The following is an 18,561-nucleotide window of genomic DNA, read 5'->3' as shown; positions in this document are numbered from 1 at the left end:
CAGATATCAGCGTATTTTCAATCGATTAGCAAGAGTCACAAACAATAAAGCCCGCATGATGCGGGCTTGATGATGCGACAGAGCATTACTCGGCGGTCGCGCGCACCGGCGGCGCGGAGTGGTAATGGGCGTCCGCTTCGGCAAAGCGTTTTTGCATCTCTGCGGAAGGCGCTTTACCCAGCAGGCTGAAGACCATAATTCCGATGCTACCGAAAATAAAGCCCGGGATAATTTCATACAGGCCCAGCCAGGCGAACTGTTTCCAGACAATCACCGTGACGGCGCCGATGATCATCCCGGCCAGCGCGCCGTTACGCGTCATTCGCGACCACATCACCGAGAACAGCACCACCGGACCAAACGCAGCGCCGAAGCCGGCCCAGGCGTAGCTCACCAGCCCCAGCACACGGTTCTCCGGGTTCGCTGCAAGGGCAATGGAGACCAGCGCCACGGCCAGCACCATAAAGCGGCCAACCCATACCAGCTCCTGCTGACCGGCATTTTTACGCAAAAACGCTTTATACAAATCTTCGGTGATGGCGCTTGAGCAAACCAGCAGCTGGCAGCTCAGGGTCGACATGACCGCCGCCAGGATCGCCGACAGCAGAATCCCGGCAATCCACGGGTTGAACAGAATCTGCGCCAGTTCGATAAAGACGCGTTCAGCGTTCTGATTAACTGCGCCCGCCACGCCCGGGTTGTTGTTGAAGTAAGCGATGCCGAAGAAGCCAACGGCTACGGCCCCCGCCAGGCAGAGGATCATCCAGGTCATGCTGATACGACGGGCGTGTACGATGCTATGGTGCGAGTCCGCCGCCATAAAGCGCGCCAGGATATGCGGCTGGCCAAAATAGCCCAGCCCCCAGCCCATCAGCGAAATAATCGCCACGAAGTTCAGCCCTTTCAGCATATCAACGTTCTCAATGCTCTTTTGCTTGATAACTTCCAGCGATTCGCCAAAGCCGCCGACCGAAATAATCACCATGACCGGCGTCAGGATCAGGGCAAATATCATCAGGCTGGCCTGGACGGTATCGGTCCAGCTCACCGCAAGGAAACCGCCGACGAAGGTATAAATAATGGTTGCCGCCGCGCCGGCCCACAGCGCGGTTTCGTAGCTCATGCCAAAGGTGCTTTCAAACAGACGCGCTCCGGCCACAATACCGGATGCGCAATAGATGGTGAAAAATAACAGAATCACCAGCGCCGAGATAATTCGCAGCACCCGGCTTTTATCTTCAAAACGGCCGGTGAAATAATCCGGCAGCGTCAGCGCGTTATTATTCACCTCGGTGTGTACCCGCAAACGCCCCGCCACCAGCTTCCAGTTAATCCATGCGCCTAGCGTCAGGCCAATGGCAATCCAGCTTTCGGAAATCCCGGAGATAAATATTGCGCCGGGCAGCCCCATCAGCAGCCAACCGCTCATATCTGAAGCGCCGGCGGAGAGCGCGGTGACGAATGGGCCAAGGCTGCGGCCGCCGAGAATATAATCATCAAAGTTCTTTGTCGAACGCCAGGCAATAAAACCGATGAGTACCATGCCAAAAATATAAACAATAAAAGTCACCAACATGGGTGTGCTAATAGCCATGTAAAAATCTCCAGAATTTTTTGTCGACAGCGTCCAGATTTGTCGTTTTATCCACTACCGGAACGGGGCAATGGCCTATTGGTTGTATTGGGCGACCGTATCCTGACGGAAGCTTTGTTTTTTCACAAATGATTTAACACAGCATTTACACTAAATGCATCGGGGACCAAACTTCATTTTGTAATAGGTTGCACTCTCTCACGTTTTTATCGGTTGCACCACGTAAAAGTGTTAAGTCACGCAGATAAAACCCCAAATATAAAGGGAATGAATAGCTGCTATTAACGCCATTCAATTTAACAATTACGGCAATTTCAGGCCTGCAGCACAATTCTCAATTAACAAGGTTGCACAAAGTTGCAACATGGTAGATATTTCTACGCAACCTCATCACTGCACAGAAGCGAACTTCGCCAAATCAATCACTCGGCGTCCGGGCGGCAAATTTATCAGCATCCGGCGACATCGTTAACCGTGTGGCCGGAGCGTGGTAATGCAGCCAATAAAGAGGCGGGTTGAAGGATAAAGCGAATGACCAATAACAGGAGTTCCTGACATGGGCACCACCACCATGGGTGTAAAACTTGACGACGCGACGCGCGAACGTATTAAATCCGCGGCGAGCCGTATTGACCGTACGCCGCACTGGCTGATTAAGCAGGCCATTTTCAATTATCTGGAAAAGCTGGAAAACGACGAGACGCTGCCTGAGCTACCGGCGTTACTTTCCGGCGCGGCTAACGAAAGCGATGAAACGGGCAGTCCGGGCGATGAGCCCTGGCAGCCGTTCCTCGAATTCGCTGAGCAGATCCTGCCGCAGTCCGTCTCCCGCGCGTCAATTACCGCCGCCTGGCGTTGGGCCGAAACCGACGCCGTGCCGATGCTGCTGGAGCAGGCTCGCCTGCCGCAGAATCTCGGCGAGCAGGCCCACAAGCTGGCATATCAACTGGCGGAGAAGCTGCGCAACCAGAAAACCGCCAGCGGCCGCGCAGGAATGGTACAGAGCCTGCTGCAGGAGTTCTCGCTCTCGTCGCAGGAAGGCGTGGCCCTGATGTGCCTGGCGGAGGCGCTGCTGCGCATTCCCGACAAAGCCACCCGCGATGCCCTGATCCGCGACAAAATCAGCAACGGCAACTGGCAATCGCATATCGGCCGCAGCCCCTCGCTGTTCGTCAATGCCGCCACCTGGGGGCTACTGTTTACCGGCAAGCTGGTCTCGACCCATAACGAAACCAGCCTGTCGCGTTCGCTGAACCGTATTATCGGCAAGAGCGGCGAACCGCTGATTCGTAAAGGCGTCGATATGGCGATGCGCCTGATGGGCGAGCAGTTCGTCACCGGCGAAACCATCGCCGAAGCGCTGGCCAATGCCCGCAAGCTGGAAGACAAAGGCTTCCGCTACTCCTACGATATGCTGGGCGAAGCAGCGCTGACCGCCGACGATGCCCAGGCCTATATGGTTTCCTATCAGCAGGCTATTCATGCCATAGGCAAAGCCTCGAACGGCCGGGGTATTTATGAAGGGCCGGGCATTTCGATTAAACTCTCCGCGCTGCATCCGCGCTATAGCCGCGCCCAGTACGATCGCGCGATGGATGAGCTTTACCCGCGCCTGAAATCGCTAACCCTGCTGGCGCGCCAGTACGATATCGGTATCAACATTGACGCCGAAGAGGCCGATCGTCTGGAGATCTCGCTCGATCTGCTGGAAAAACTCTGCTTTGAGCCGGAGCTGGCGGGCTGGAACGGGATTGGCTTTGTGATCCAGGCCTATCAGAAACGCTGCCCGTTTGTCATTGACTACCTGATCGACCTGGCTACCCGCAGCCGTCGCCGCCTGATGATTCGTCTGGTAAAAGGCGCCTACTGGGATAGCGAAATCAAACGCGCGCAGATGGACGGGCTCGAAGGCTATCCGGTCTATACCCGCAAGGTTTATACCGATGTCTCCTATCTGGCCTGCGCGAAAAAGCTGCTGGCGGTGCCGAACCTGATCTATCCGCAGTTCGCAACGCATAACGCCCACACCCTGGCAGCGATTTATCAGCTCGCCGGACAAAACTACTACCCCGGTCAGTATGAGTTCCAGTGCCTGCACGGCATGGGCGAACCGCTGTATGAGCAGGTGACCGGCAAAGTCGCCGATGGCAAACTCAACCGTCCCTGCCGTATTTATGCGCCGGTGGGCACCCACGAAACGCTGCTGGCCTACCTTGTGCGTCGCCTGCTGGAAAACGGCGCTAACACCTCGTTCGTGAACCGCATCGCCGACAGCGTCCTGCCGCTGGATGAGCTGGTTGCTGACCCGGTCGCCGCCGTGGAAAAACTGGCCCAGCAGGAAGGTCAGGTTGGCCTGCCGCATCCGAAAATCCCGCTGCCGCGCGATCTCTACGGCAAGGGGCGCAGTAACTCAGCCGGTCTGGATCTGGCCAACGAGCATCGCCTGGCCTCCCTCTCTTCCTCGCTCTTAAACAGCGCGCTGCATAAATGGCAGGCGCTGCCGATGCTGGAACAGCCGGTTGCCGAAGGCGAAATGCAGCCAGTCATCAACCCGGCGGAGCCAAAAGATATCGTCGGCCACGTGCGCGAAGCCAGCGAGGCTGAAGTTCAGCTGGCGCTGACCAGCGCGGTCAACAACGCGCCGATCTGGTTCGCCACCCCGCCGCAGGAGCGCGCGGCGATCCTCGAACGCGCTGCGGTACTGATGGAAGGCCAGATGCCAACGCTGATGGGTATCCTGGTGCGCGAGGCGGGAAAAACCTTCAGCAATGCCATTGCCGAAGTGCGTGAAGCGGTGGATTTCCTGCACTATTACGCAGGCCAGGTGCGCGCGGATTTTGATAACGAAACCCATCGTCCGCTCGGCCCGGTAGTGTGTATCAGCCCGTGGAACTTCCCGCTGGCAATCTTTACCGGCCAAATTGCTGCCGCGCTGGCGGCCGGCAACACCGTTCTGGCGAAACCCGCGGAACAGACGCCGCTGATCGCCGCTCAGGGCGTCGCTATCCTGCTGGAAGCGGGCGTACCGCCGGGGGTTATTCAACTGCTGCCGGGCCGCGGAGAAACCGTCGGTGCGGCGCTGACTTCCGACGAGCGCGTTCGCGGCGTGATGTTCACCGGCTCAACCGAAGTCGCCACGCTACTGCAGCGCAATATCGCCAGCCGCCTGGATGCTCAGGGTCGCCCGACGCCGCTCATCGCTGAAACCGGCGGCATGAACGCGATGATCGTTGACTCTTCCGCCCTGACCGAACAGGTGGTGATCGACGTTCTTGCCTCGGCGTTCGACAGCGCGGGACAGCGCTGCTCTGCGCTGCGCGTGCTCTGCCTGCAGGATGATATCGCCGACCATACGCTGACGATGCTGCGCGGCGCGATGGCCGAGTGCCGGATGGGCAATCCGGGCCGCCTGACTACCGATATCGGGCCGGTTATTGACGCCGAAGCCAAAGAGAACATTGAGCGCCATATTCAGACGCTGCGCGCCAAAGGGCGCAAAGTCTTCCAGGCGGTGCGCGAAACCAGTGAAGATTCGCGCGAGTGGACCAGCGGTACGTTCGTTCCACCGACGCTGATCGAACTCGACAGCTTCGACGAGCTGAAAAAAGAGGTCTTCGGCCCGGTGCTCCACGTGGTGCGCTATAACCGCAACGAGCTGGACGGGCTGGTTGAGCAGATCAACGCCTCGGGTTATGGCCTGACCCTGGGCGTGCATACCCGTATCGACGAAACCATCGCCCAGGTCACCGGCAACGCCAACGTCGGCAACCTGTACGTCAACCGTAATATGGTTGGCGCCGTGGTCGGCGTGCAGCCGTTCGGCGGCGAGGGCCTGTCGGGTACGGGTCCAAAAGCCGGCGGCCCGCTGTATCTGTACCGACTGCTCTCCAGCCGGCCGCAGAACGCCGTCGGGATCACCCTCGCCCGCCAGGATGCGGAGTACCCGCTGGACGCGCAGTTGAAAACGCTGCTGGAGAAACCGCTGCTCGCGTTACAGCAGTGGGCTAAAGACCGCCCGGAACTGCAGGCCCTGTGCCAACAGTTCAGCGAACAGGCGCAGGCCGGTACCCAGCGTCTGCTTCCGGGCCCAACCGGTGAGCGCAACACCCTGACCTTTATGCCGCGCGACCGCGTGCTGTGCGTCGCCGATAACGAACAGGACGCGCTCACCCAACTGGCGGGCGTGATCGCCGTCGGGTGCGAAGTGCTGTGGCCTGACGCGCCTCTGCAGCGCGAGCTGGCGAAAAAACTGCCGCGCGAAGTCAGCGAACGGATCCACTTTGCCAAAGCGGAAACCCTGGCGAGCGAGCCTTTCGATGCGGTTATCTACCACGGCGATTCCGATCAGCTGCGTGAGCTGTGTGAACAGGTAGCGGCGCGCGATGGCGCGATTGTTTCGGTGCAGGGCTTCGCCCGCGGCGAGAGCAATCTGCTGCTGGAGCGGCTCTATATTGAACGTTCGCTCAGCGTCAATACCGCCGCAGCCGGCGGCAACGCCAGCCTGATGACGATTGGCTAAGCCTGCTTCCCGGGTTGCGGCTGATGCCTTACCCGGGCTACCCAACCACAGCCCGCACTATCAGTAGCCCGGGCAAGGCGCTCCGCGCCGCCCCCGGGAAAGCAGACGGCACAACGTCAGCTAATGACACCAGACGCAGGCTGTGGTTAATTAAGGCTCCCGGACGGGAGCTTTTTTTATGGGAGTTGACCAATGAAACGCACTTTACTCGCTTTTGCCGCGCTGCTGGCAAGCACCCATGCGCTGGCGGACGAATGTAGCAACGCCAGCAATCAAACGGAAATGAACCAGTGCACCGCCGAGCAGTACCAGGCTGACGACAAAAAATTAAATGAAACGTATCAGGAAGCGCTGAAGCGCGCCTCTGAAAAACAGCAGGAACTGCTGAAAAAAGCGCAGCTGACGTGGATTGCCCTGCGCGACGCCGACTGTCAATTCCTCGCCTCCGGCGCAGAAGGCGGCAGCGTACAGCCGATGCTGATCAACCAGTGCATGTCCGATAAAACCGTCGAGCGCGAGTCGTATCTCGCTTCGCTGCTGCAGTGCGAGGATGGCGATCAGAGCTGCCCGCTGCCGCCCGCCAATTAACGCACCCGAATCCCTTCGATAATCATCCGCTGGACGTTATCGACGGTTTGCTGAAAAAACGCCTCATCGCGCAGCGTCGCGCCGGTTACCGCCTCAACCTGAGTGGCGAAATCGGCGTAATGCTGCGTAGTCGCCCAGATCATAAAGATCAGATGCTGCGGGTCGACGGGCGCCAGCCTGCCGCTCTCAACCCAGCCGGAAATAATCGCCGACTTCTCATCTACCAACGCTTTCAGATCGCCGGTCAGCTCGCCCATCAGCAGCGGCGCACCTTGCAGCATCTCCAGACAAAACAGCTTTGACGCCTGAGGGTGATCGCGGGAAACCTCCAGCTTAAGGCGAATATATTCGCCGATGGCCACCAGCGGACTGATGTCTTCACGAAACGCCTTGAGCGGCGCCAGCCAGATTGCCAGGATCTGCTGCAGCACCGCGATATACAGCGCTTCTTTCGAGGGGTAGTAATAGAGCAAATTGGTTTTCGACACCCCGGCCAGCTCGGCAACCTGCTCAAGCCGCGTGCCGTGAATGCCATACTGCGAGAACGCGTCCAGCGCGGCGGCCAGAATAGCCTCTTTTTTTGCGCTCACCGCCTGTGAACGTTTGCCGATCTTTTTCACGCCGCCCTGTGCCATGCATTATCTCCTTCTTTTCCCGCCATCAGCATAGCAAAAGCCCAGCGCCGGCACGACTCTGTGCACCCCGATTGCGCACGACTGCGGCTTTTTCGTGCACCGATTTTGACCATTCAGTCCACTTTTATTGCTGCCATTTTCAGCAACTATAACGCAACACATTAATAACATTAGCCTTTGTAAAACTGGCATCGCCTTTGCTTTATCTTTCAGGCGAGGTGATTGAGGGAGATGCAGGATGCAGCGCCGCGCCTTCTTGTTCAACGACATGCAGAGAGGTAGGTATGAAAATTGGTGTCTTCGTTCCGATTGGTAATAACGGCTGGCTGATTTCCACCCATGCTCCCCAGTACATGCCGACGTTTGAGCTCAATAAGGCTATCGTGCAAAAAGCCGAACATTACGGCTTCGATTTCGCGCTATCGATGATCAAACTGCGCGGCTTCGGCGGCAAAACCGAATTCTGGGATCATAATCTGGAGTCTTTCACCCTGATGGCCGGACTGGCCGCCGTGACTTCACGCATCCAGATCTACGCCACCGCCGCCACCCTGACCTTACCCCCGGCGATCGTCGCCCGCATGGCCTCAACCATTGACTCTATCTCCGGCGGCCGCTTTGGCGTCAATCTGGTCACCGGCTGGCAAAAGCCGGAGTACGAGCAGATGGGCATCTGGCCGGGCGATGACTATTTTGCCAGCCGCTATGACTACCTCACCGAATATGTCCAGGTCCTGCGCGACCTGTGGGGAACCGGGCGCAGCGACTTCAAAGGCGACTACTTCACCATGAATGACTGCCGGGTCAGTCCGCAGCCGTCGCAGCCGATGAAGGTCATCTGCGCCGGGCAAAGCGATGCCGGTATGGCGTTCTCCGCCCAACACGCTGACTATAACTTCTGCTTCGGTAAAGGCGTGAACACCCCTGCCGCCTTTGCCCCCACCGCCGCCCGGATGATGCAGGCGGCGGAAAAAACCGGCCGCGACGTCGGCTCCTACGTCCTGTTTATGGTGATTGCCGACGAAACCGACGAGGCAGCCCGGGCCAAATGGGAGCATTACAAAGCCGGCGCGGATGACGAGGCGCTGGCGTGGCTGACCGAACAGAGCCAGAAAGACACCCGTTCCGGCAGCGACACCAACGTGCGCCAGATGGCCGATCCCACCTCGGCGGTCAATATCAACATGGGCACTCTTGTGGGCTCCTACGCCAATGTCGCCCGTATGCTCGACGAGGTGGCGGCGGTTCCCGGCACCGACGGCGTGCTGCTGACGTTTGATGATTTCCTTATCGGTATCGAAGCCTTTGGACAGCGCATTCAGCCGCTGATGCGCTGCCGCGACCATATTGCCACCATGACTCAAGAGGTTGCCTGATGATTACCCTGCCCGCTCGCCCGGAATCCCTGACCTTCGCGCCGCTACAAAGCGCGCTGATCGTCGTCGATATGCAGAACGCCTACGCCAGCCAGGGCGGCTATCTCGACCTCGCCGGCTTTGATGTTTCCACCACCCGACCGGTTATCGACAATATCAACCTCGCCGTGGCCGCCGCGCGCGCCGCCGGGATGCTGGTTATCTGGTTTCAGAACGGCTGGGATGACCAGTACGTGGAGGCCGGCGGCCCCGGTTCGCCCAATTTTCATAAATCCAACGCGCTGAAAACCATGCGCCAGAACCCGGAGCTACAGGGCAAGCTGCTGGCGAAAGGCGGCTGGGACTATCAGCTGGTCGATCAGCTTAAGCCGCAGCCCGGCGATATCGTGCTGCCGAAACCGCGCTACAGCGGCTTCTTTAATACCGCGCTCGACAGCATCCTGCGCAGCCGCGGAATCCGCCATCTGGTGTTTACCGGCATCGCCACCAACGTCTGCGTGGAATCAACCCTGCGCGACGGCTTTTTCCTCGAATATTTCGGCATCGTGCTGGAGGACGCAACGCACCAGGCCGGTCCGGCGTTTGCCCAGCAGGCGGCGCTGTTTAATATCGAAACCTTCTTTGGCTGGGTCAGCGATGTCGCCAGCTTCTGTAATGCCCTTGAGCCCGCCGCGCCGCACGCATTTACCGAGGAGAAACGTTATGCCTAAACAGGTGATTATTCCGCCAGGCACCACCGCGCCTATCGCACCGTTTGTTCCCGGCACGCTGGCCGACGGCGTGGTTTACGTCTCCGGCACCCTGCCGTTCGATAAGCAAAATAACGTGGTTTACATCGGCGACCCAAAGGCGCAAACCCGCCACGTGCTGGAAACCATCAGGAGCGTTATCGAGACGGCGGGGGGCAGTATGGCGGATGTGACCTTCAACAGCATCTTTATCACCGACTGGAAAAACTACGCCGCGATTAACGAAGTCTACGCGGAGTTCTTCCCCGGCGACAAACCGGCGCGTTTCTGCATTCAGTGCGGGCTGGTGAAGCCCGAAGCGCTGGTGGAGATCGCCACCGTCGCCCATATCGGGAAACCGGCATGATGAAGCTGAATATCTCCCCGGCGCCTTATCCCGGCGCGCCGGTGGTGGTTCTGAGCGCCGGGCTCGGCGGCGCGGGCGGCTACTGGCTGCCGCAGCGTTCGGCGCTGGAAGCGCACTACCAGCTGGTGAGCTATGACCACAACGGCACCGGCGAAAACGGCGGCTCGTTGCCCGCCAGCTATAGCATGGCGCAGATGGCGCAGGAGCTCTACGCGGCGCTGCTGGAGGCGGGTATTGGGCGCTTTGCGCTGATCGGCCACGCCCTGGGGGCGCTGATTGGCCTGCAGCTCGCGCTGGACCATCCCGAAGCGATAAGCGCCCTGGTACTGGTGAACGGCTGGCTGACGCTCTCCCCGCATACCCGCCGCTGCTTCCTGGTGCGCGAGCGCCTGCTGCACGCGGGTGGCGCGCAGGCGTGGGTAGAAGCGCAGCCGCTGTTCCTCTATCCGGCGGAGTGGATGGCTTCTCGCCTGCCGCGTCTGGAGGCCGAAGACGCGCTCGCCATCAGCCATTTCCAGGGCAAAGAGAATCTGCTGAAAAGGCTGAATGCTCTCAAGCAGGCCGACTTTTCGCGCCGGGCGGCAGCCATCGCCTGCCCGACGCTGGTTATCAGCGCCGCTGACGATCTGCTGGTCCCGGCCTCCTGCTCCCGCCTGCTGCAGGCGGCAATCCCCGACAGCCAGCTGGTGGAAATGGCCTGGGGCGGCCACGCCTGCAACGTCACCGATAGCGCCACCTTTAACCCTATTTTATGCGACGGGCTGGCCGCGATGCTGCCCGTACCCCAGGAGAACCTATGAGCGAAGCTATTAGCCCGGCCGCCTGCGCCGCGCTGTTCACCGAGGCCCGAACCCACAACGGCTGGCTGGATAAGCTGGTCAGCGACGCGCAGCTGCGCGAACTCTACGACTTGCTGAAAATGGGGCCGACCTCCGCCAACTGCTCCCCGGCGCGCTTCGTTTTCGTCCGCACCCCGGAAGGTAAAGAGAAGCTGCGCCCGGCCCTGTCGAGCGGCAACATCGCGAAGACCCTGCAGGCGCCGGTCACCGCTATTGTCGCCTGGGACCGCGCATTCTATGACCGGCTGCCGGAGCTGTTCCCCCACGGCGACGCCCGCAGCTGGTTTACCTCCAGTTCGCAAATGGCGGAGGAGACCGCCTTTCGCAACAGCTCATTGCAGGCGGCATACCTGATTTTCGCCTGCCGCGCGCTGGGCCTGGATACCGGTCCGATGTCGGGTTTTGACCGCGAAAAAGTCGATGCGGCGTTTTTTGCCGACGGCGCCTGGAAAAGCAACCTGCTGATTAATATCGGCTACGGCGATCCCGGTAAACTGTACGCGCGCCTGCCGCGTCTGTCCTTTGATGATGCCTGCCAGCTGGTATAAGGAGCCCGCATGTCTCTTGCCGATAAACAAAGCTTTCGCGACGCCATGGCCCACGTCGGAGCGGCGGTGAACATTATCACCACCGATGGTCCCGCAGGCCGCGCAGGATTTACCGCCAGCGCGGTTTGCAGCGTCACCGACGCGCCGCCCACGCTGCTGGTCTGCCTGAATCGTTCAGCCTCGGTATGGCCGATCTTCAGCCAGCATCAGGCGCTGTGCGTTAATACCCTGGCGGCCGGTCAGGAAGGACTCTCGAACCTTTTCGGCGGTAAAACGCCGATGGCGGAGCGCTTCGCCGCCGCCGACTGGCAAACCGGCGCGACCGGCTGCCCGCGTCTGGAGGCAGCGCTGGTCAGCTTCGACTGCCGCATCAGCCAGATCGTCAGCGTCGGGACGCACGACATTCTGTTTTGCGAAGTGGCGGCGATTGTTCGCCATCCGGAACCGCGTGGACTGATGTGGTTCGATCGCGGCTACCACACGCTGATGCGTCCAGCCTGTTAACCCTAAACCCAGGATCTCATCATGGCTCTCTTCGATTTTCCTCGCTGGCAGTTAACCTCCCCCTCCGCCGCGTCCGGCGTCGTGGCCCCCGATGAACGGCTGTCGGTCGGGCAAACCGTGGTGATGGGCGTTCAGCACGCGGTGGCGATGTTTGGCGCAACCGTCCTGATGCCAATCCTGATGGGGTTAGATCCTAATCTGTCGATCCTGATGTCCGGCGTCGGCACCCTGCTGTTCTTTTTGGTCACCGGCGGGCGCGTGCCGAGCTACCTTGGTTCCAGCGCCGCCTTTGTCGGCGTGGTCATCGCCGTCACCGGCTTCAACGACCAGGGGCTTAACCCGCACCTTAGCGTCGCGTTGGGCGGAATTATCCTCTGCGGACTGGTGTATACCCTGATTGGTCTGGTAGTGATGAAACTCGGTACCCGCTGGATTGAGCGGCTGATGCCGCCAGTGGTCACCGGCGCGGTGGTGATGGCGATTGGTCTTAATCTGGCCCCCATTGCGGTTCGCAGCGTATCAGCGACGCCGTTCGACGGCTGGATGGCGGTGCTGACCGTGCTCTGCATCGGCCTGGTGGCAGTGTTTACCCGCGGGATGCTGCAGCGGCTGCTGATCCTCGTTGGGCTGATTATCGCCTGCGCCCTCTACGCGCTGCTGGCCAACGGCCTCGGGCTGGGCAAGCCGCTGGATTTTAGCCTGCTTGCGCAGGCGGCGTGGTTCGGTTTGCCGCAGCTGACCGCCCCGACCTTTGACGGCCAGGCAATGATGCTGATCGCTCCCGTGGCGGTAATTCTGGTGGCGGAAAACCTCGGCCACCTGAAGGCGGTTGCCGGGATGACCGGGCGCAATATGGACCCGTATATGGGCCGCGCGTTCGTCGGCGACGGACTGGCAACGATGCTCTCCGGCTCGGTTGGCGGCAGCGGCGTGACCACCTACGCGGAGAATATCGGCGTGATGGCGGTCACCAAAGTGTACTCGACGCTGGTGTTCGTCGCGGCGGCGCTGATTGCGATGCTGCTTGGGTTTTCACCGAAATTCGGCGCGCTGATCCATACCATTCCGGGACCGGTGATCGGCGGCGCATCGATTGTGGTGTTTGGCCTGATTGCCGTCGCGGGCGCGCGAATTTGGGTACAGAATCGGGTGGATCTGAGCCAGAATGCGAATCTGATTATGGTGGCAGTGACGCTGGTGCTGGGGGCGGGCGATTTTGCGCTTTCGCTCGGTGGCTTTACCCTCGGCGGGATCGGCACGGCCACCTTCGGCGCGATTCTGCTCCACGCTCTACTTAACCGCCGTCCGCGTGAGGCCGGGCAAACCAACGTCACCCCGGTATGAAAGCGTGCAACGCCAACAGACCCGTACCGGGAAATCCCCGGTCGCGCTGCGCTTACCGGGGCGACAAAACAGCGCCGACCCGTAGCCCGGCTAAGGCATTAGCCGCAGGCCGGGGGCTACTTCCGCTTAGCGGCATCTGCATGCATCGGGATAAAAAAAAACCGCCGACTACACGTCGGCGGCGAGGGCGATGGGGTTTGCTCTGGAGATTAACCCCTATCGGCAGACAATCAGGACGGCGCTAGCTATCGCGGCTGCCGTGACTGTTTTTTCCCCCTTTTTTACCAGCTTCGGAAGCGCGCTGAGGATCGTTTTTAAAGTTCCCCCCGCTATGCTGGCCACCTTTACGACCTGCTTCTGATGCTCTTTCACGGTCTTCAGCAAAGTTGCCGGTACCGCCACGATGGTTTGCCATTACTGACCTCCATTTAGGTTAGACATCATGCTGCATTAGGTGAAACAAAAGGCCTTAGCCTCCGCGATCCCATTTTCCGATCGCGTACTGTTAAGGTTAGCGAATGCAGAAGAGGCTGTAGGGAGATAGTCATATCCTGAAATAGATTTCTGATAACAACCGCCGCTATGGCGCACATTCTGCGCTAAGCGACTCTTATGACAGCCTAAAATAGCGCCGCCAAAGATGTATCTTTTTGCAACAGCCGCTATTTTTTGCATTTTTGTTATAAATCAAACAAATGATTGTTACATTTGCACTCTTCGCCAGAGATCTTATCTTTAAAGGTAGCCAGTCGTCTGGCTGGCGCATAACGCAACCGAGGAGTGATGCAAATGGCTAAGATTCTGGTGCTTTATTATTCAATGTACGGACACATCGAGACCATGGCGCATGCCGTCGCCGAAGGGGCTAACAAAGTCGATGGCGTGGAAGTGGTCGTGAAGCGCGTGCCGGAAACCATGCAGGCAGAGGTTTTTGCCAAAGCAGGCGGGAAAACACAAAACGCCCCCGTTGCCACACCGCAGGAGCTGGCTGAGTACGATGCCATCATCTTTGGTACCCCTACCCGCTTCGGCAACATGTCCGGGCAGATGCGCACCTTCCTCGATCAAACTGGCGGTCTGTGGGCATCCGGCGCGCTGTACGGCAAACTGGCCAGCGTATTCAGCTCAACCGGTACCGGCGGCGGTCAGGAACAGACCATCACCTCCACCTGGACCACCCTTGCCCACCACGGGATGATCATTGTACCGATTGGCTACGGCGCTCAGGAGCTGTTTGATGTCTCGCAGGTTCGCGGCGGCACGCCTTACGGCGCCACCACCATTGCCGGCGGCGACGGATCGCGTCAGCCAAGTGAAGAAGAATTGGCCATTGCCCGCTATCAGGGTCAACACGTTGCAGGTCTGGCAGTTAAATTACACGGTTAATCTTCAGCAGGAGGAAAAGCATGCCGAATCAAGAAGCAAAGGCCCACCGCGTGGGTGAATGGGCAAGTCTGCGCAATACGTCTCCTGAAATTGCCGAGGCAATTTTTGAACTCGCCAATTATGATGAAAAGCTGGCGGAGAAAATCTGGGAAGAAGGCAGCGATGAAGTCCTGCCCCGCGCCTTCGCCAAAACCGACAAAGACTCGCTGTTCTGGGGCGAACAAACCATCGAACGCAAGAACGTGTAGCCCGGACAGGTACGCAGTACCGCCTCCGGGAGTTATTGCATGAGCTTCCCGGAGGCGGCGCGTTGCGCCAGTCCAGGCGACAACACCCGGCTAAACATCGGCAGCAAGACCCGGATTGCTCCGGGTTTTTTCTGCTCTGCTACTTTGTCGCCTCGGCCATCGCCTTTTTAAAGGTATCCATTGGGCAAAAGCCGTTGTCATCCACAGGACAACCGTTCAGCGCCAGCGTTACCCGCTGCGGCGGCGATTGCAGGGTCAGCGCATCGGCATTACGCAACTGCTCGGTGCTTTGGTACAGATACTCGATCTTCATCAAATCACGATTGCCGCTCTTATCATGCCAGCGCTGGAACACCAGCTTGCCGCCGATGGGCGTACGTTCGTACTGGTTGTGCAGCTGATAAGGTTTAAAATCCAGCGCCGTCAGCAGCGAGGCGATATTAGAGTCGTGCCCCACCAGCAGCGTCACTTTCGCCGACTTCGCCGCGTCCCCTACCAGAACGTTATCAATATATTTCACCAGCGGTTTGGCCACGTTGCGCGCCACTTCTGGCGAAGTAAACAGACTGTCCTGATAGCCGTTTTTCAGCTTCGACAGCACCTGCCACTGCTTATCACTGTTAATTTCACCCCACGCCACCTGGTCTTTCGGGAAACCTTCATAATATTGCAGCGTAAAGGCGTCAACCAGCGAGTTGCCGACTTTAAGCGGCCCGGAAACGCCCGGCTCCTGCTGATATTTGGCGCTAAAGGTATCTTTCGCGTCGCTCAGCGAGCACTGCTGCTTCTCTTTGCAGGACGGGGAGTTACGGTAGTCGGTCATCTCCTCCAGCAGCTTATAGCTTTCGCTCAGCTGCATCCCCTGCCGCTCTTTCTCCATCGCCTGTACGGCCTTTTCGCTGAAGGCGGCGGAATCATCGGTGATCACCGGATTAAACGTCGGGTCCATGGTGCCCATTTTTTCCTGATGATGTACGGTCACGCCGCAGCCGGGGAACGCGCCGGTGATAAAGAACTGCGCGGTGGCGACGGTACGCTGCAGGCTATTGGCATAGGCGTAGACCGCGTTCTCCGGCGGGCATTCGCCGCTGGTCACCACTCCCTGCTGCGCCAGCCATTCGCGCATATAGTGCCCCATGTAGACTTCCAGCACTCCGCCCTTGGTGGTCAGCTGTCCACCGGGGACATCCCACTCTGGCCAGGACTTTGGCGTGGATTGCTCCAGCACGCTGCCGTTGTTCGCCAACGGCGCGCGCAGGTTATGGCGGCTCATGATCAGCACCTGCTGAAGCTGGTACCCTTCCGGTGCGGCCGGTTCCTGCGCCTGAACGCCAGCGGACAGTAAAACAGCGCCGGCCACAGCGGCGGCGAGTAGACTTTTTCTCATCCCTTCATCCTCAGTCAGTGATTATCATCGCCTTGATTGTGACAAATTTATGACATTTTTCCGGGCAATGGCTCGCAAAGTACGGAAAGAAATACGCTTTCCGCGATGACCGAGGGTCGCAAAATCAGTGAACAGGATTACTGCGGCAGCGGTACTGCCGCCAGAGTGCAGATAGCCTCATGCTCGCCGCCGTGATGGTCAACGATGACCACTTTATCTCCGGCTTTTTTTCCTTCGCAGGGTTTTAAAATCCGTTCGACAACGCGTTCATGGATAGATTGATGGCCGGAATCGGCCAGGCTGCTTGCTGACGTCGCCATCAGCAGCAGCCCAGCCAGCCCGACGATATGCTTATTCACCATTGATTACTCTCGCCCCCTATTTAAGCGGGCCAAGGGTAGCAGCCTGCCGGGCCGTGGTCTGTAAATTCGCTTAAACGAGTGTTACTCCGTTCATTTTTTCATCACCGTCGAGCTTTACTCTTCACATTTATTCATGTAAATAATAATTTCATTGCTCGGCTGGCTGTCTATTCTCGTCCGACTCATCGGGTCATCTTTAAGAAATATCCCGATGCTATTATCCCGATATCACGGTATTTTTTCTCCATGTTAAACATAACATTAGGTTAATCTATGTCAGGTATCCTGCTCTTTATCGTCGCGGTGGTTTTGCTGGGAGTCGCGGTCTACAGCCTGGTCTCCTACGTCAAAGATCGGCGCTCCGCGCAACTGCCAACTCATAAGAAAAAGAAATAATTCATCCTTACTATTCTTACCTTTTGCCCCTGCTATTTCTTACCGACCGCCTGATTTCAAACGAGAATGACAAAAAAGAAGGCAGGCGCTTTCGCCTGCCTTTGTGTCGGCGTAAAAAATGGTTACGATTCCCAGGCCTGCTCCGCTTTAGCGCCGTCAAACTGCGGCGGCGGTTTACGGAAACGGCGGGTCAGGTAAGTCAGATAGAGTAACCCCAGCCCCGCCCATATCAGGCCGAGCGTCAGCGATGTCGCTTCCAGATTAATCCACAGTACCCCCACCGTCAGCGCGCCGACCATCGGGAGCAGCAGATAGTGAAAGCGATCCTTCCACGTTTTGTTAAAGCCTTTACGCCGCCAGAAGTGGTTGAACACCGATAGATTAACGAAGGTGAATGCTACCAGCGCGCCAAAATTAATCAGCGCCGTGGCGGTGACCAGGTCAAAGAACAGCGCCGACAGCGCGACAATCCCCACCATGATCACGTTGAGCGCTGGGGTACGCCACTTCGGATGGACGTAGCCAAAAATACGCTCCGGGAAAACGTTATCGCGGCCCATGACGTACAGCAGTCGTGAAACGCTGGCGTGCGACGCCAGGCCGGAGGCCAGCGTATTCACAAACGTCGTGCACAGGAAGATCGACTGGAACAGCTTGCCGCCGACGTAGAGAGCAATCTCCGGCAGCGCCGCATCCGGATCTTTAAAACGGCTGATATCGGGGAAAAAGAGCTGCATAAAGAACGAAGCGGCAATGAAAATCACTCCGCCATAGACCGCGGTCAGAAAGATCGCCTTCGGGATTACCCGCGCGGCGTCCGGCGTCTCTTCGGAAAGCGTAGTCACCGCATCGAAGCCGAGGAATGAAAAGCAGACGATCGTCGCCCCGGTAATAATCGGGATCAGGTGCGCATTCTGGCTGATAAAAGGCTGCAGCGACCAGACGGTGCCCACCCCTTCCCCTTTATGCAGTCCCTGCACCACCAGCACGATAAAGACCACCATAATCGAGATCTGCACCAGCACGAACAGGGTGTTGAAGTTCGCCACCAGATTGACGCTTTTCAGATTCGCCGCCGTCAGAATCGCGACAAAGGTCACCACCCATACCCAGGGCGGCACGTCCGGAAACAGCGCGGAAAGATAAATCTTCGCCAGCAGCACGTTGATCATCGGCAGGAACAGATAATCCAGCAGCGACGACCAGCCCACCATAAAGCCGACGTGCGGGCTGATCGATTTCTGCGCATAGGTGTAGGCTGAGCCCGCCTGGGGAAACTGGCGCACCAGCTTGCCGTAGCTGATGGCGGTAAACAGCACGCCGGCCAGCGCCAGCAGATAGGATGCCGGAACGTGGCCGTTGCTGATGCCGGAAACAATGCCGAAAGTATCAAAAACCGTCATCGGCGTCAGATAGGCGAGGCCCATCATCACCACCTGCCACAGCTTGAGGGATTTGCGCAGGCGCGGTTTTCCCGCCCCGGAGGCGTTGTCGAGAGAGGGATTAATAGCCATGGCCATTTCCCCCGCTGCACGCCTGGGCTTGCGGTCGTAGAGACCGGGAAACCAACCTGCTTCGCAACGGGGTTAATGGCAAATCAAAAGGTAAAAAGAACCGACGAGCGGCGGTAGCGGCGCATTCCATGCGGCCATGACGGCCCCCTTCTCCCTGCGGATATTTAAACATCTGCATCATTTCCTACCTCGTTACACACTGTGTCGTTAACTGAAGCCCCGTTGC

The 18,561-nt window shown here is 58.6% G+C and carries 18 protein-coding genes; 12 read left to right on the top strand and 6 right to left on the bottom strand.

The genetic code is table 11. The annotated features are described in order from the left end of the window. Positions 1-85 precede the first annotated feature (85 nt). Complete coding sequence (putP, locus tag IAE27_RS09960; protein WP_142475574.1) at positions 86-1,594, bottom strand: sodium/proline symporter PutP; 1,509 nt, start codon at positions 1,592-1,594, stop codon at positions 86-88. A 556-nt stretch (positions 1,595-2,150) separates the two neighbouring features. On the opposite strand from putP, the gene putA reads away from it, so the two are divergent. Together putA and IAE27_RS09950 are read left to right on the top strand one after the other, a co-directional pair. Next, positions 2,151-6,113, top strand: coding sequence for a trifunctional transcriptional regulator/proline dehydrogenase/L-glutamate gamma-semialdehyde dehydrogenase (putA, locus tag IAE27_RS09955; RefSeq protein WP_200092379.1), 3,963 nt, complete (start codon positions 2,151-2,153; stop codon positions 6,111-6,113). 192 nt (positions 6,114-6,305) lie between these two features. Next, a complete protein-coding gene (locus tag IAE27_RS09950) occupies positions 6,306-6,701 on the top strand; it encodes a lysozyme inhibitor LprI family protein (protein WP_004100983.1) in 396 nt (131 codons plus the stop codon). Here IAE27_RS09950 and rutR read toward each other — a convergent pair. After that, positions 6,698-7,336, bottom strand: a complete 639-nt coding sequence (rutR, locus tag IAE27_RS09945) for an HTH-type transcriptional regulator RutR (protein ID WP_004100981.1) — start codon at positions 7,334-7,336, stop codon at positions 6,698-6,700. The genes IAE27_RS09950 and rutR overlap by 4 nt on opposite strands. 284 nt (positions 7,337-7,620) lie before the next feature. Here rutR and rutA point away from each other — a divergent pair, with 284 nt between their 5' ends. The 7 genes from rutA to rutG are packed head-to-tail and all read left to right on the top strand — an operon-like array spanning position 7,621 to position 13,042. Next, positions 7,621-8,712, top strand: coding sequence for a pyrimidine utilization protein A (gene rutA / locus IAE27_RS09940; protein WP_004100980.1), 1,092 nt, complete (start codon positions 7,621-7,623; stop codon positions 8,710-8,712). Further along, a complete protein-coding gene (gene rutB, locus IAE27_RS09935; protein ID WP_004100975.1) occupies positions 8,712-9,422 on the top strand; it encodes a pyrimidine utilization protein B in 711 nt (236 codons plus the stop codon). The genes rutA and rutB overlap by 1 nt, the downstream gene beginning before the upstream one ends. Next, the gene (gene rutC, locus IAE27_RS09930; protein ID WP_004100974.1) at positions 9,415-9,807 is read left to right on the top strand and encodes a pyrimidine utilization protein C; all 393 of its coding nucleotides are present in this window, start codon (positions 9,415-9,417) and stop codon (positions 9,805-9,807) included. Before rutB ends, rutC begins: the two co-directional genes overlap by 8 nt. Further along, positions 9,804-10,607, top strand: coding sequence for a pyrimidine utilization protein D (gene rutD / locus IAE27_RS09925; protein ID WP_004100973.1), 804 nt, complete (start codon positions 9,804-9,806; stop codon positions 10,605-10,607). The genes rutC and rutD overlap by 4 nt, the downstream gene beginning before the upstream one ends. Beyond that, positions 10,604-11,194: a malonic semialdehyde reductase gene (locus IAE27_RS09920; protein WP_070557393.1), complete on the top strand. Its 591-nt coding sequence runs from the start codon at positions 10,604-10,606 to the stop codon at positions 11,192-11,194. Before rutD ends, IAE27_RS09920 begins: the two co-directional genes overlap by 4 nt. A 9-nt stretch (positions 11,195-11,203) precedes the next feature. After that, the gene (rutF, locus tag IAE27_RS09915; protein WP_004100971.1) at positions 11,204-11,698 is read left to right on the top strand and encodes an NADH-dependent FMN reductase RutF; all 495 of its coding nucleotides are present in this window, start codon (positions 11,204-11,206) and stop codon (positions 11,696-11,698) included. A gap of 21 nt (positions 11,699-11,719) precedes the next feature. Then, a complete protein-coding gene (gene rutG / locus IAE27_RS09910; RefSeq protein WP_200092371.1) occupies positions 11,720-13,042 on the top strand; it encodes a pyrimidine utilization transport protein G in 1,323 nt (440 codons plus the stop codon). A gap of 241 nt (positions 13,043-13,283) precedes the next feature. On the opposite strand, the gene IAE27_RS09905 is transcribed toward rutG, so the two are convergent. After that, positions 13,284-13,457 (bottom strand): general stress protein, encoded by a 174-nt coding sequence (locus tag IAE27_RS09905; RefSeq protein WP_004100969.1) that lies wholly within the window; start codon positions 13,455-13,457, stop codon positions 13,284-13,286. A gap of 374 nt (positions 13,458-13,831) precedes the next feature. On the opposite strand from IAE27_RS09905, the gene wrbA reads away from it, so the two are divergent. Next, positions 13,832-14,428 (top strand): NAD(P)H:quinone oxidoreductase, encoded by a 597-nt coding sequence (wrbA, locus tag IAE27_RS09900; RefSeq protein ID WP_004100968.1) that lies wholly within the window; start codon positions 13,832-13,834, stop codon positions 14,426-14,428. A 20-nt stretch (positions 14,429-14,448) separates the two neighbouring features. Then, the gene (locus tag IAE27_RS09895; protein ID WP_004100967.1) at positions 14,449-14,676 is read left to right on the top strand and encodes a YccJ family protein; all 228 of its coding nucleotides are present in this window, start codon (positions 14,449-14,451) and stop codon (positions 14,674-14,676) included. A gap of 139 nt (positions 14,677-14,815) precedes the next feature. Here IAE27_RS09895 and agp read toward each other — a convergent pair whose 3' ends face one another. Together agp and IAE27_RS09885 are read right to left on the bottom strand one after the other, a co-directional pair. Further along, entirely contained in the window at positions 14,816-16,063 is a 1,248-nt protein-coding gene (gene agp, locus IAE27_RS09890; protein ID WP_004100966.1) for a bifunctional glucose-1-phosphatase/inositol phosphatase, read from the bottom strand. Positions 16,064-16,200: 137 nt separating this feature from the next. Continuing rightward, entirely contained in the window at positions 16,201-16,425 is a 225-nt protein-coding gene (locus IAE27_RS09885) for a hypothetical protein (protein ID WP_004112069.1), read from the bottom strand. 273 nt (positions 16,426-16,698) lie between these two features. Between IAE27_RS09885 and IAE27_RS09880 the strand changes: the two genes are divergently transcribed. Continuing rightward, entirely contained in the window at positions 16,699-16,821 is a 123-nt protein-coding gene (locus IAE27_RS09880; protein WP_004100963.1) for a small membrane protein, read from the top strand. 122 nt (positions 16,822-16,943) lie between these two features. On the opposite strand, the gene IAE27_RS09875 is transcribed toward IAE27_RS09880, so the two are convergent. After that, positions 16,944-18,335, bottom strand: coding sequence for an APC family permease (locus IAE27_RS09875; RefSeq protein WP_004100961.1), 1,392 nt, complete (start codon positions 18,333-18,335; stop codon positions 16,944-16,946). Positions 18,336-18,561: the final 226 nt, after the last annotated feature.

Origin of the sequence: Klebsiella sp. S69 (assembly GCF_016516145.1) — a bacterium.
Classification (GTDB): Bacteria; Pseudomonadota; Gammaproteobacteria; order Enterobacterales; family Enterobacteriaceae; genus Klebsiella; species Klebsiella oxytoca.
This window is presented reverse-complemented; position numbering and strand designations above follow the sequence as displayed.